At 72.2% G+C, this 13,667-nt stretch carries 12 protein-coding genes; 11 read left to right on the top strand and 1 reads right to left on the bottom strand.

Going from position 1 to position 13,667, the window contains the following annotated elements; all coding sequences use genetic code 11:
- Window positions 1-11: 11 nt before the first annotated feature.
- Genes IF02_RS0113930 through IF02_RS0113920 form a run of 3 tightly spaced genes read left to right on the top strand, consistent with a single transcriptional unit; the run spans window position 12 to window position 3,050 of the window.
- Window positions 12-749, top strand: a complete 738-nt coding sequence (locus tag IF02_RS0113930; RefSeq protein ID WP_030156751.1) for a response regulator transcription factor — start codon at window positions 12-14, stop codon at window positions 747-749.
- The gene (locus IF02_RS0113925; RefSeq protein ID WP_030156750.1) at window positions 746-2,035 is read left to right on the top strand and encodes a sensor histidine kinase; all 1,290 of its coding nucleotides are present in this window, start codon (window positions 746-748) and stop codon (window positions 2,033-2,035) included. The genes IF02_RS0113930 and IF02_RS0113925 overlap by 4 nt, the downstream gene beginning before the upstream one ends.
- Window positions 2,036-2,060: 25 nt before the next feature.
- Window positions 2,061-3,050, top strand: a complete 990-nt coding sequence (locus IF02_RS0113920) for a L,D-transpeptidase family protein (RefSeq protein ID WP_078622087.1) — start codon at window positions 2,061-2,063, stop codon at window positions 3,048-3,050.
- Window positions 3,051-3,069: 19 nt separating this feature from the next.
- Here the strand turns inward: IF02_RS0113920 and IF02_RS0113915 are convergent, their stop codons facing one another.
- Window positions 3,070-3,720, bottom strand: coding sequence for a hypothetical protein (locus tag IF02_RS0113915; RefSeq protein ID WP_030156746.1), 651 nt, complete (start codon window positions 3,718-3,720; stop codon window positions 3,070-3,072).
- A gap of 188 nt (window positions 3,721-3,908) precedes the next feature.
- Here IF02_RS0113915 and IF02_RS0113910 point away from each other — a divergent pair, with 188 nt between their 5' ends.
- From IF02_RS0113910 to IF02_RS0113875, 8 genes are all read left to right on the top strand, one after another.
- Complete coding sequence (locus tag IF02_RS0113910; RefSeq protein ID WP_030156745.1) at window positions 3,909-4,856, top strand: LLM class F420-dependent oxidoreductase; 948 nt, start codon at window positions 3,909-3,911, stop codon at window positions 4,854-4,856.
- A 10-nt stretch (window positions 4,857-4,866) separates the two neighbouring features.
- Window positions 4,867-5,664, top strand: coding sequence for an SDR family NAD(P)-dependent oxidoreductase (locus IF02_RS0113905; RefSeq protein ID WP_030156743.1), 798 nt, complete (start codon window positions 4,867-4,869; stop codon window positions 5,662-5,664).
- A gap of 105 nt (window positions 5,665-5,769) precedes the next feature.
- A complete protein-coding gene (locus tag IF02_RS0113900) occupies window positions 5,770-6,891 on the top strand; it encodes an LLM class flavin-dependent oxidoreductase (protein WP_030156742.1) in 1,122 nt (373 codons plus the stop codon).
- A 170-nt stretch (window positions 6,892-7,061) separates the two neighbouring features.
- Complete coding sequence (locus IF02_RS0113895; RefSeq protein ID WP_030156740.1) at window positions 7,062-8,801, top strand: N-acyl-D-amino-acid deacylase family protein; 1,740 nt, start codon at window positions 7,062-7,064, stop codon at window positions 8,799-8,801.
- On the top strand, window positions 8,798-10,270 hold the full coding sequence (locus tag IF02_RS0113890; RefSeq protein ID WP_030156738.1) for an aldehyde dehydrogenase family protein: 1,473 nt from the start codon (window positions 8,798-8,800) through the stop codon (window positions 10,268-10,270). Before IF02_RS0113895 ends, IF02_RS0113890 begins: the two co-directional genes overlap by 4 nt.
- Before the next feature lie 233 nt (window positions 10,271-10,503).
- A complete protein-coding gene (locus IF02_RS0113885; RefSeq protein ID WP_030156737.1) occupies window positions 10,504-12,087 on the top strand; it encodes an APC family permease in 1,584 nt (527 codons plus the stop codon).
- Window positions 12,088-12,222: 135 nt separating this feature from the next.
- A complete protein-coding gene (locus IF02_RS0113880) occupies window positions 12,223-12,516 on the top strand; it encodes a hypothetical protein (RefSeq protein WP_030156735.1) in 294 nt (97 codons plus the stop codon).
- Window positions 12,517-12,580: 64 nt separating this feature from the next.
- Entirely contained in the window at window positions 12,581-13,375 is a 795-nt protein-coding gene (locus IF02_RS0113875; RefSeq protein ID WP_030156733.1) for a DUF4239 domain-containing protein, read from the top strand.
- The last annotated feature ends 292 nt before the right edge of the window (window positions 13,376-13,667 follow it).

The raw sequence follows: 13,667 nt of genomic DNA, 5'->3' as shown, positions 1-13,667 counted from the left end.
GAGAGGGCGGCATGCGAGTTCTGGTGGTGGAGGACGAGGAATTCCTCAGGGAGATGATCGCCGACGGGCTGCGCCGCGACGCGCTGGCCGTCGACGAGGCGGGCGACGGCCTGGAGGCCCTGCGGCGCCTGCGCCTCGGCGAGTACGACGTCCTCGTCCTCGACCGCGACCTGCCCGGCCTGCACGGGGACGAGGTCTGCCGCCAGGTGGTGCGCGAGCGGCTGCTGACCCGCGTCCTGATGCTGACCGCCTCCGGGACCGTACGGGACCGGGTCGAGGGGCTCGGCCTCGGCGCCGACGACTACCTCACCAAGCCCTTCGCGTACGACGAGCTCCTCGCCCGCGTCCTGGCGCTGGGCCGGCGCACCCGGCCCGCGCTGCCGCCGGTGCTGGAGCGGTGCGGGATCGCCGTGGACACCGCCCGCCGGAGCGCGAGCCGCGACGGGCACCGGCTCGCGCTGTCGCGCAAGGAGTTCGCGGTGCTGGAGGCGCTGCTGCGGGCGGAGGGGGCCGTGCTCGGCAACGACGACCTGATCGAGCAGGTGTGGGAGGAGGACACCTCGTACAGCACCAATGCCGTACGGGTGACGCTCAGCAAGCTGCGGGCCAAGCTGGGCGAGCCGCAGCTGATCGAGACGGTGCCGGGGGCCGGCTACCGGATCGCGGGTCCGGGTGCCGGTCCGGCCGCCGGTGGGACCGCGGGTCCGGCTGCCGGTCCGACCACGGCTCCGAGCACCGATCCGCGATGAGAGCGGTGCTCCATTCCGAGCGCGCCCGTCTCACCGCGCTCTACGGCTCCCTGCTCGTCCTCGCAGGCGGCGGCCTGATCGCCCTGATCAACGTCCTGCTGCGGGGCGGGCTCTACACCCGCATCAGCGGAGCCGTCACCACCGCCGTCCCCGGCACCGCCTTCGAGCGCGCCGCCGTCGAAGGCCAGCCCCTCAAGGCGGTCCCCGCCCAGCGGCTCCCGCCCGGCGCCGCCACGCCCACCCAGGAGCAGCTCCGGACGTGGGCCGCCACCCGCAACCTCTCCACCGCCGTCGAGGCCGCCACCCTCCACGAGCTGCTGGTCGTCTCGCTCATCGCCCTCGCCGTGTTCGCCGTACCGTCGATCTGGCTGGCCTGGTGGATGGCGGGCCGCGTACTGCGGCCCGTCGGCGTCATCACCGAGACGGCCCGCCGCCTTTCGGGGGAGAACCTGCACGAGCGGATCGGCCTCAAGGCCCCGCCCGGCGAACTCAAGCGGCTGGCCGACACCTTCGACGGCATGCTCGACCGGATGGAGAGCCTGGTGGGCGCGCAGCGCCGGTTCGCCGCCAATGCCGCCCACGAACTGCGCACCCCGCTGGCCGTGCAGCGGGCGGCCGCCGAGATCGGACTGGCCGGGGACCCGCCGCCGGAGAAGGTGGCCCGGATCCGGTCGAAACTGATCGGCGTCGCCGAGTCCAGCGAGCACCTCGTCGAGTCGCTGCTGCTGCTCGCGGTATCGGAGGAGGGCCTGGAGACCACCGCTCCGGTGGACCTCGCGGCCCTCGTGGAGGCGGAGCTGGCGGAGACGGAAGCGGCGGGGTCCGGGCCGGCGGGGTCCGGGCCGGCGGGGTCCGGGCCGGCGGAGGGCGCCGGGCTGACCGTCGTACGGAGCCTCGAGCCGGTCGGCGTGGTCGGCGATCGGGCCCTGTTGGGCCATCTGGTGCGGAACCTGCTGGCCAATGCCGTACGGCACAACCGGCCGGGCGGGCGGATCAGCGTGAAGACCTCCGCCGACGGGGCGCTGACCGTGTCCAACACCGGGCCGGTGATCGAGCCCGCCGACGTGCCGCGGCTGCTGGAGCCGTTCCGGCGCCGCGCCGAGCGGCAGCACACCGCGGGGGAGGGCGCCGGGCTCGGGCTCTCGATCGTCGCCTCGATCGCGCGGGCGCACGGAGCGAGACTCGTGGTGCGGGCCAATCGGGGGCCGGGCGGCGGTCTGACGGTCCGAGTGCGCTTTCCGGGCACACCTGCGCCGCACCGGGCGGCGTCGCCTCAGCAATCCTGATGATCGGATGTGTAACGTCGGTCACATGAGCAAGCATCCCCGCGCCGGCTCCCGCAGTCCCCTCTCGTTCCGTACGCTCCGCGGCCTCCGTTCGCCGCGGCGTGTGGCGCTCGCCGCCGCCGTGGGCCTGCTGGCCTTCGGTGCCGGGTGGGTGTACACGGTCCAGGACGACGACCCCGGCGTCACCGCCCAGGCCCGGACCGGGGACCGCCCGGGGGGCGCGGCCCGTACGCCCTCCCCGCGCGGCACCGCCGATGCCGCCACCTCCGACTCGGCCCCCGCCGGCGCGGCCGGTCACGCCACCCGCGGCGCCCGCGGGGCGCCGGGCGCCCCCGCGCCCTCGGGAGCACGCGGAGCCCCAGGGGCACCCGGAGCTCCAGGGGCACCCGGCGCCCCCGCGGCCCCCGCCACCGCCGATCCCGACGACGGCCTCTCCGAGCTCAGCGACGACACCCGGGCCCTGATCCCGGCCGACGCCCGCCAGCTCCTCCTCGTCTCCGGCCGGACGAGGGACTCCGCGGAGTCCACGGCGACCTTCTACAGCCGGCCGGCGGCCGGCGCCGACTGGGTCCGCAGCTCCGAGAGCTGGCCCGCGCACAACGGCGCCAGCGGCTGGAACTCCGGCACGCGCGAGGACGGGGACCTCACCACCCCCGTCGGCGTGTTCACGCTGTCCGACGCCGGCGGTCTGCTGCCGAAGCCGCCGGGCACGAAGTTCCCGTACGACCAGAACCGGCTCTTCGTCCCCACCGGCCGGGGCGTGAACGGGGAGTCCCTCGCGGGGGCCTTCGAGTACGTCATCGCGGTCGACTACAACCGCCGCAAGGGGCACTCCCCGCTGGACCTGGTCAAGCCGGAGGGCGAGGACAAGGGCGGCGGCATCTGGCTCCACGTCGACCACAACGGCCCCTCGCAGGGCTGCATCGGCATCTCCAAGGAGGCCATGAAGAAGCTGCTGACCACCCTGGACCCGGCGGCGAAGCCGGTCGTCGTGATGGGCCCGGCGGGCTTCTGACCGCAAGGCCGGCCGGTGGTCAGACGGACACGCCGGCCGGTTCCGAACGGTCCGGGGCGGCGGCCACCCGCCGCCCCCACACCAGCAGCCCGATGTACGCCAGGTCGAAGACGCTGCACATGATCCCGAGCCCGAGGACGAACGGCGAGTCCTCGACGACCCCGAAGAGCAGGGTCGGGGCGAGCGTCCCGAGCCATTTCGCGACGGCGATGACGAGGGACTGCCCGCGCGGCCCGCGCCGGTCGGCGTAGAGGGCGATGAACAGCCCGGACATCAGCAGGTTCTGCAGGAACGCCGCGTACCGGGTCGCGTCGTGCGTACCGAACTGCGCCAGGAACAGCCACTGCACGGCGAAGCCGCTGCCGAACACGAGCAGGCTCCACGCCGCGAAGACCGGCCGCGTCACGAAATCGGGCAGCTCGGCGCGCCCGAAGCGCAGATAGGTCCAGATGATGACGACGTCGGCGAGGGCCCACACCACGTTGACCACGCCCTGGGGCGAGACCCCGGCGCGGAATTCCCCCACGGCATAGGTCGCCTCCCACGCGAAGTTCAGCGCGAGCGCGGCCACCGGCATGGCGTACGTCCGGTCCCGCAGCCCGACCCGGATCGCCTCGACGTACACGACGGTCCACGCCACTCCGCTGACCAGCGTCAGAAAGAGATCCACCCGCGGCACCCTAGCCAACCCGCCGCGCCCGCACATCCCCTCCGGTGCGCACGAGCTGCCCGCCGGGCGGGTCGAACCCCTTGCCTGACGGTCCGTCAGCTACGACGATGGCCCCCGGCGCCGGCGGGAGACGGCCGGCGGCCGCGGCCCGGTGGGCGGGCGAGGGCGGAAGACGAAGCGGAGGCGGCATGGCGCGCGTGTTTGCGGAAGGCCGGCTGGTCTACGGGATGCAGCTCCCGATCCAGTCGCAGAGCACCATCTACGCCGAGCCCTGGGAGGCCTCGGCGACCGCCGCCGACCTCGCCGAGGTGGCGCGGGCCGCCGACCGGGCCGGCTTCGGGTACCTGGCCACCTGCGACCACGTGGCCATCCCGCGCCGCCTCGCCGGCCCCATGAGCACCGTCTGGTACGACCCCGTGGCCACCCTGGCCTTCCTCGCCGGGATCACCGAGCACGTACGGCTGCTCAGCCACGTCGCGATCCTCGGCCTGCGCCACCCCCTCCTCAGCGCCAAGCAGTACGCCACCGTCGACCACCTCAGCGGCGGCCGGCTCATCCTCGGCGTCGGCGCGGGCCACGTGCAGGAGGAGTTCGAGGCCCTCGGCGTCGACTTCGCCGGCCGCGGGGCCGTCCTCGACGAGACCCTGGACGCGCTGCGCGCCGCCCTCGGGCCCGAGGAGTACCCGGAGTTCGAGGGCGAGCTGTTCTCCTTCAAGGACCTCGGCCAGCTGCCCCGCCCCGCCCAGGCCCGCATCCCCGTCTGGGTCGGCGGCTCCTCGCCCGCCGCCGTCCGCCGGGCCGCCGTGCGCGGCGACGGCTGGCTCCCGCAGGGCGACCCGCGCGACAGGCTCCCCGCGCAGATCGCCCGGATCAAGGAGCTCCGCGCGGCGGCCGGGGTCGCCGGGCCCATCGAGTTCGGCGCGATCACCGAGGCGCTGTACGTCGGCGAGCCCGGCTGGGACACAGGCCGCCGCACCCTCACCGGCAAGGCGGAGGCGCTCGCCGAGTCCCTCCGCGCGTACAAGGCCCTCGGCGTGGACCAGATCCAGGTCCGCTTCCGCAGCCGCGACGGCGCCGAACTGACCGACCAGATCACCGCTTTCGGGGCCGACGTGGGCCCGCTTCTCAACGACTAGGAGTACGGGCATGGGCAAGCTGGACGGGCGCGTCGTCGTCATCACGGGCGCGGCGCGCGGCCAGGGCGAGCAGGAGGCCCGGCTCTTCGCCGCCGAGGGCGCCAAGGTGCTCCTCTGCGACGTGCTGGACGAGCAGGGCGCCGCCGTCGCCAAGGAGATAGCCGAGGAGGCGGGCGAGGACCGCGCCCGGTACGCACGGCTGGACGTGAGCCGGGAGGAGGACTGGGCCGCCGCCGTCGCTACCGCGAAGGAGGCCTTCGGTCCGGTGGACGGCCTGGTCAACAACGCCGGGATCCTGCGCTTCAACGAGCTAGTCTCGACCCCGCTGGAGGAGTTCCAGCAGCTGATCCAGGTCAACCAGGTCGGCACCTTCCTGGGCATCAAGGCCTTCGCCCCCGAGATCGAGGCGGCCGGCGGCGGCACCATCGTCAACACCTCCTCGTACACCGGACTGACGGGCATGGCGTACGTGGGCGCGTACGCGGCGACCAAGGCGGCGATCGTCGGCCTGACCCGGGTGGCCGCGCTGGAGCTGGCCGCCAAGGGCATCCGGGTCAACGCGATGTGCCCGGGCGCGGTGGACACCCCGATGGCCAATCCCGGCCTGCTGGACCCGGCGAACATGAGCGACGAGGCGCGGGACGCGATGGCGGAGCTCTACGGGCGGGTCGTGCCGATGGGGCGGGTGGGCCGGCCCGACGAGATCGCCAGGCTGGCCCTGTTCCTGAGCAGCGAGGAGTCCTCGTACATCACCGGCCAGCCGTTCGTCATCGACGGCGGCTGGATGGCGGGCGTCAGCATCCTCTAGCGGTATCTGATGAAGCGTCAGGTATTGACGCTCCCGCTTCCACGGTGGAACAGTCGACTCATCAAATCTGACGACACGTCAGAAATCAAAGGACGGTGAACCCCCTTGGAATTCGGGCTCTTCGTGCAGGGATACGTGCCTGAGGCGCGGTCCAAGGTCGACCCCGAGGCAGAGCACAAGGCGCTGATCGAGGAGACCGAGTACGTCATCCAGGCCGACAAGTCCGGCTTCAAGTACGCCTGGGCCTCCGAGCACCACTTCCTGGAGGAGTACTCGCACCTGTCGGCGAACGAGGTGTTCCTCGCCTACCTCGCCCACGCCACCGAGCGCATCCACCTCGGCTCCGGCATCTTCAACCCGCTCGCCCAGGTCAACCACCCCGTCAAGGTGGCCGAGAAGGTCGCGATGCTCGACCACCTCTCCAAGGGCCGCTTCGAGTTCGGCACCGGCCGCGGCGCGGGCAGCCACGAGATCCTCGGGTTCCTGCCCGGCATCACGGACATGAACGCCACCAAGGAGATCTGGGAAGAGACCATCGCGGAGTTCCCCAAGATGTTCCTCCAGGAGGAGTACGAGGGGTTCCAGGGCAAGCACTGGTCGCTGCCGCCGCGCAAGATCTTCCCCAAGCCGTACGGCAAGGCCCACCCGGCCATGTGGTACGCCGCCGGCTCGCCCTCCTCGTACGCGATGGCCGCGAAGAAGGGCCTCGGTGTCCTCGGGTTCAGCGTGCAGAAGGTCTCCGACATGGAGTGGGTGCTGGAGCAGTACAAGACGGCCATCCAGGAGGCCAAGGCCATCGGCGCGTTCGTCAACGACAACGTGATGGTCACCTCCACCGCGATATGCGCCGAGACGCACGACAAGGCGGTGGAGATCGCGGTCAACGCGAACATGAACCGCTTCCAGTCGCTGGTCTTCCGCTACCACGACACCTTCCCGCGGCCCGAGGCGATCCCGCAGTGGCCCGAGACGCTGCCCGAGTACAACGCGGAGATCATCGAGCTGCTGATCGCCGAGGAGCTGCTGATCTGCGGGGACCCCTCCGAGGTGCTCGCGCAGTGCAAGCGGTGGGAGCAGGCGGGGGCCGACCAGCTGTCGTTCGGCCTGCCGACCGGGGTCTCGTACGAGGACACGATGACCACCGTCAAGCTCATCGGCGAGCACGTGATCCCGAAGATCGACACGGACCCGGTCCACCGCACGACGCGCTTCCGCGAAGCCGCCTGACCTCCGGCGGCACCCGAACGGGGACGGCGTCTTCCCGGACCGCCGTCCCACGCCGGCCCCGGCCGGAGGCAACCGGGCCGCGGCCGACCCGGCGGCCCCCGGCCGGGGCACCAGATCCGGCCCCGCAGGCGGCACCGCCGCCGGCGGGGCCGACAGCGTGAAGGGACGTCATGCTCGACCACCTGATCAAGGGCGCCACCGTCGTGGACGGCACCGGCGCCCCCGCCCGCGTGGCGGACGTCGGCCTGCGCGACGGGCGGATCGCCGTCATCGCCGGGCCGGGCACGCTCACGGAGGAGGCCCGGACCACCGAGGAAGCCACCGGGCTCGTCCTGTGCCCCGGATTCGTCGACCCCCACACGCACTACGACGCCCAGCTCTTCTGGGACCCGTACGCGACCCCCTCCATGAACCACGGCGTCACCACCGTCGCCGGCGGCAACTGCGGGTTCACCCTCGCCCCGCTGCACCCCGACCGCCCCGAGGACGCCGACTACACCCGCCGCATGATGAGCAAGGTCGAGGGCATGGCCCTCAAGGCCCTGGAGGAAGGCGTCGACTGGACCTGGTCCGGCTTCGGCGAGTACCTCGACGCCCTGGAGGGCCGGATCGCCGTCAACGCCGGCTTCATGGTCGGCCACTGCGCCCTGCGCCGGCACGTCATGGGCGCCGACGCCGTCGGCGGACAGCCCACCCCCGAGCAGATGCAGCAGATGCTCGACCTCTTCCACGACGCCATGAACGCCGGCGCCTGGGGCCTGTCCACCACCCAGTCCGCCACCCACTCCGACGGGGACGGCGCCCCCGTCGCCTCCCGCCACGCCAAGCCCGCCGAGCTCCTCGCGCTGTCGAAGGCCGTCGCCGAACACGAGGGCACCCAGCTCGAAGCGATCGTCGCGGGCTGCCTCGACCAGTTCGCCGACGAGGAGATCGACCTCTTCGTCGAGATGAGCGCCGCCGCCGGCCGCCCCCTGAACTGGAACGTCCTCACCATCGACGCCGCCGTCCCCGAACGGGTCCCGCGCCAGCTCATACCGAGCGAGCGCGCCCGCAAGGCCGGCGGCCGCATCGTCGCGCTGACCATGCCGATCCTGACCCCCATGAACATGTCGCTCGGCACCTTCTGCGCGCTGAACCTGATCCCGGGCTGGGGCGAGATCCTCGGCCTGCCCGTACCCGAACGGATCGCGAAGCTGCGCGACGCCGGCGTACGGGCGGAAATGCTCCGCCGCGCCGACAGCAAGGAGGCCGGGGTCTTCCGGCGCCTGGCCAACTTCGGCCGCTACGTCATCGGGGACACGTACAGCAAGGAGAACGAGGGCCTCTCCGGCCGGGTCGTGAACGACATCGCCGCCGAGCGCGGCCAGGACCCCTTCCAGTGCCTGGTCGAGATCTGCGCCAACGACGAACTGCGTACGGTGCTCTGGCCGATGCCCACCGACAACGACCCGGCGAGCTGGGCCCTGCGCGCGGAGACCTGGCAGCACGAGGACGTCATGCTCGGCGGCTCCGACGCCGGCGCGCACCTGGACCGCATGTGCGGGGCCCCGTACACGACCCGCTTCCTCGGGGACTGCCTGCGCGGGCGCAAGCTGGTGCCGCTGGAGCAGGCGGTGAAGATGCTCACCGACGACCCGGCGCAGCTGTTCGGGCTGCGCGAACGCGGCCGGATCGCCGAGGGGTTCCACGCGGACCTGGTGCTCTTCGACCCCGAGCGGATCGAGGCCGGGCCGGCGACGCTCGTGCACGACCTGCCCGGCGACAGCCCGCGGCTGGACGCCCGCGCGATCGGGATCGTGTCCGTACGCGTCAACGGCGTGGAGACCATCCGCGACGACGAGGTCACGGGGGCGATCCCCGGGATCGTGCTCCGCTCGGGCCGCGACACGAGGACGGTGAGCACCCGTTGAGCGAGCCCGCGCAGCAGAAGCTGTACATCGGCGGGGAGTGGGTCGAGCCCGCCGGCGGCCACTACGACGTGGTCAACCCGGCGGACGAAACGGTGGTCGGGCTCGCGCCCGAGGCCTCGCGCGCCCAGGTCGAGGAGGCGGCGCGCGCGGCGGCGGAGGCCTTCGGGACCTGGTCCCGTACGGCCCCCGAGGCGCGGGCGGCCATCCTGGACCGGGCCGCGGACATCATGCAGCGCGAGTACGAGCCGTGGTCGGCCCTCGCCCGGGCCGAGACGGGCGCGCCGACCGGGATCGCGCGCGGGATGCAGGTCGGGGTCGGGGTCGCGCGCTTCAGGCGGTACGCGAAGGGCGCCCTCGAGCCGGTGGAGCGCGGGCTGGCGCCGCAGGTCACCGAGGCCGGGCCGATGGGGAAGGCGAGCATCCTGGGGGCGCTGGAGGTGCGCCAGCCGGTCGGCGTGGTCACCTGCATCACCTCGTACAACAACCCGTGGGCGAACCCGGCGGGCAAGGTGGCCCCGGCGCTGGCCATGGGCAACACGGTGGTGGTCAAGCCGGCCCCGCAGGATCCGCTCTCGGTGTTCAAGATGGCCGAGGCCCTGCACGAGGCGGGCGCCCCGGCCGGCGTGGTGAACGTGGTCTGCGGTGCCTCGGTCGAGGTCGGCGAGGCCGCGGTGGACTCCCCGTACGTGGACATGGTGTCCTTCACCGGCTCCACGGGCGTCGGGCAGCGCATCGCGGAGGTCTGCGGCCGTTCGATGAAGCGGCAGCTGATGGAGCTCGGCGGCAAGGGCGCGGCGATCGTCTTCGAGGACGCCGACCTGGACGCGGCGGTGATGGGGATCGGCACCACCTTCTCCTTCTACTCCGGCCAGATCTGCACGGCTCCGACCCGGGTGATCGTGCACCGGTCGGTGTACGAGCGGCTGGTGGAGAAGCTAACCGGCTACCTGGCCTTCATGAAGGTCGGCGACCCGGCGGTGGTGGGCACGGTGGTGGGCCCGGTGATCTCGGCGGCGCACCGGGACCGGGTGGAGTCGTACGTCGAGCTCGGCCGCAAGGAGGGCGCGCGGATCGCGTACGGCGGCGAACGGCCGGTGGTCGGGGACGGCCGCGGTTTCTACGTGGCGCCGACGCTGCTGGTGGACTGCACGAACGACATGCGGGTGGTCCGGGAGGAGATCTTCGGCCCGGTGGTCGTGGTCGTCCCCTTCGACGGCGACGAGGATGAGGCGGTCCGGCTGGCCAACGACAGCGATTTCGGGCTGCTGAGCTACGTGTGGTCCGGGGACGCGGCGCGCGCCTTCCGGGTGGCGCGGCGGCTGCGGGCGGGCGGGGTCGGCGTGAACACGATCGGCCGGAACATGGAGGCGCCGTTCGGCGGCTTCAAGCGTTCGGGGGTCGGCAGGGACGTGGGCTCGTACGCGCTGCACGCGTACAGCGAGATGCAGTCGATCGTCTGGACGACCTGAGACCCAGGTCACACGGGAAAGTTCAAAGCGGCACAAAAGGGATACTGCTGCGGTTTCCGCATTCCGGAACGCGGTGTCCGCCCCCTGCTGTACGGGGGGCGGGCGCGCGCGTGAACCTTTCATTGCATGCCGATTAACGGAGGCGACCTCATCAATCGAAGGTGTTCCCGCCGTTAGCAGGTCGGACTCAATCCCTCCGGATATGGAAAACGCAGCCTCTAACGTCCTGACCCATGACACAGCTGGACGTTCGGCCTCGGGTCGGAGACACGGTGAACGGCGTCGCCGGCAGCGGGGGCGGCGAGGGCGGCGAGGGCGACGTACGCGGCAAGGGCCTCGGCAAGGGCTCCGTGGGCCTGGTGGGCAGCGCCGTCATCGGCATCTCCACCGTCGCCCCCGTCTACTGCCTGACCTCGACCCTCGGCTCCACCGCCGGTGAGGTCGGCGTCCAGATGCCGGCGGTCTTCCTGGCCGGCTTCCTGCCGATGCTGCTCGTCGCCTTCGCGTACCGCGAGCTCAACAAGGCCGTACCGGACTGCGGCACCTCCTTCACCTGGACCGTCAAGGCCTTCGGCCCGCGGATCGGCTGGATGTGCGGCTGGGGCCTCGTGATCGCCACGATCATCGTGCTCTCCAACCTGGCCGGCGTCGCCACGTCCTACTTCTGGCTGCTCGCGGGCGAGATCACGAACAACCCGTCGATCGCAGCCCTGGACGACAGCAAACTCGTCCACATCGCCACCTGCCTCACCCTGATCGCCGCCGCGACCGCCATCAGCTACCGCGGCATGACCGCCACCAAGGGCGTCCAGTACACCCTGGTCGCACTCCAGCTCGCGGTCCTCGCCATCTTCGTCGCGATGGCCTTCCAGAAGGCCTCGGCCGGCAGCTTCGACACCGGCCTCGACTTCTCCTGGCAGTGGATGAACCCCTTCGCGGTCGAGTCCATGGGCGCCTTCACCGCCGGACTCTCCCTCTCGATCTTCATGTACTGGGGCTGGGACGCCTGCCTGGCCACCAACGAGGAGACCACCGGCTCCGCCAAGACCCCGGGCCGCGCCTCGCTCATCGCGATGGTCGTCCTGGTCGGCTCGTACCTGGCCACCGGAATCGCAGCCCAGATGGCCGTCGGCTCCGGCACCGCCGGCCTCGGCCTCGGCAACCCGGAGACCTCCGGCAACGTCTTCGCCGCCCTCGCCGGCCCGGTCATGGGCCCGATGCTCGGCATCCTGCTCTTCGTCGCCGTCCTCGCCTCGGCGACCGCCTCGCTCCAGACCACGTTCATCCCGGTCGCCCGCACGGTCCTGGCCATGTCCACGTACGAGGCCCTCCCGGCCTCCTACGCCAAGGTCCACCCGCGCTTCAAGACCCCGGGCCGCGCCACCGTCATGGCGGGCGTCGCGACCGGCGCGTTCTACACCGTGATGACCCTGGTCAGCGAGAACGTCCTCACCGACACGATCTTCGCGCTCGGCCTGATGATCTGCTTCTACTACTCGCTGACGGCCTTCGCCTGCGCCTGGTACTTCCGCGGCGAGCTGCGCCGCTCCGCCCGGGACCTGTTCTTCAAGGGCGTCTTCCCGGTCCTCGGCGGCCTCCTCCTCGCCGCCGTCTTCCTCAAGACCCTGATCGACATGTGGAACCCGTCGTACGGCTCCGGCTCCACCGTCCTCGGAGTCGGCAGCGTCTTCGTCATCGGCGTCGGCCTCCTGGCCCTCGGCCTGGTGATCATGCTGATCACGGAACGCCGCAGCCCGGCCTTCTTCCGCGGGGAGATCCTGACAAAGTCCACTCCGGCCCTGGTGGTCGAGGACTGACCCCGCCCCACACTGGGGTCGTCCCCCGCGGCCCGGACCGATCCCCCCGATCCGGGCCGCGGACCCAACACCGGGCGTCACCCCAAAGAGGGGCCCGGCGGTGACCCGGGGTGGCGGCGGGTCGTTCTGCACGGCATGAACGTCATGAAGCGCCGCCTCGCCGCCCTGGTCCTCACCAGTGGCGCCGCCCTCGCCCTGACCCCCCTCGCCGCCCACGCCGAAACGACGGGCCCCACCATCGAGGGACAGCCCGTCACCAAGCGCATCACCGACATCGCCAACCACCCCGGCCAGGCGGTGGACGACACGAAGACGGCCCTGGCCGTGACCACCTCCGCCGCCGGCTCCGCCACCCACGCCACCGACACCTCCCTCGCGGGCGCGGGCAACGCCCTCGACGGGCTCCCGAAGGCCCCGTCGGTGCGCTGACCCGGCCGACGGCGCGGCGCGTCGGCGGGCGGGCCCTCAGGGGGAGTTGGTCGTTGAGCAGGCCATGATCCTGTGGCTGCTCAACACCTTCAGCACGTTCACCCTCGGCGTCCTCCTCGTCGGCGGCTTCGTCGCCCTCGCCGTGGCCGGCAGCCTCGCCGCCCGCCGCCGCTTCCCGCACCTGGCGGGCGGTGAGCACAACGAGATGGTCGGCGTCGCCCTCGGCATGTTCGGCGCGATCTACGGCATCATCCTCGCCTTCGTCGTCGTCACGCTCTGGACCCAGCTGGAGAACACCCAGACCGTCGTCGCCACCGAGGCCACCGACCTCGCCCTCGTCGTCCGCAGCGCCGAGGCCTTCCCACCGGCCGAACGCGCCCGCGTGGAGCGGGCGGTGGGCGACTACGTACACGCCGTCGTCGACGTCCAGTGGCCGATGATGCGGGCCGGCCGGCCCAGCTACGAAGCGACCGCCGAGCAGACGCACGGGCTGTACCAGGCGCTCCAGGCGTACGAGCCCACCGGCGCCCGCAGCCAGACCTTCTACGAGGAGGCCGCAGGCCGCCTCAACGACGTCGCGGCGCAGCGCCGGGCCCGCATCACGATGGCTGAAACGTCCCTGCCGGTGCTGCTCCAGGTGCTGGTGTACGGGGGTGCGCTGGTGATCCTCCCGCTCACCTTCCTGTTCGGCCTGCGCAGCCTGAAGATGCAGCTGCTGTTCGTCTCGGCGGTGGCGGGGCTGATCGGCTTCAGCCTGCTGCTGGTGATGGCCCTGGACCGCCCGTTCGCGGGCGACCTGAGCGTGACCCCGGCCCCCTACAAGGAGGCGGCACTGTCCCAGTTCTGGCCGGCGGGGTAGGGGCGGGCGAGCTGGTCGGGGTGCCGGGGGCGTGACCCGTCGGCGCGGGGTCGGGGATGTCGGCCGGGACTCCGGGGGCGTGACCCGTCGGCTCGGGGTCGGGTGAGGTAGGTCGGGATCCGGGGGTGGGTGTCCGTGTGCTCGGGGTCGGGTGAGGTCGGCCGGGGTGCCGGGGTCGGGACCCCCTGATTCAGGGTCGGTGAAGGGTCCGGGGGCGTCCCGTCAGTCCACTGTCCTTCCGTGTCGGGCCGGTCCGTCAAGGGCGCTCCCTGCGGTCGCGTCGCTTCGCGAT

Origin of the sequence: Streptomyces sp. NRRL S-244, from assembly GCF_000717915.1 — a bacterium.
In the GTDB taxonomy this organism is placed as follows: Bacteria; Actinomycetota; Actinomycetes; order Streptomycetales; family Streptomycetaceae; genus Streptomyces.
Note: the sequence above shows the minus strand (reverse complement) of the source record. Positions and strands in the feature narration are given on the sequence as shown.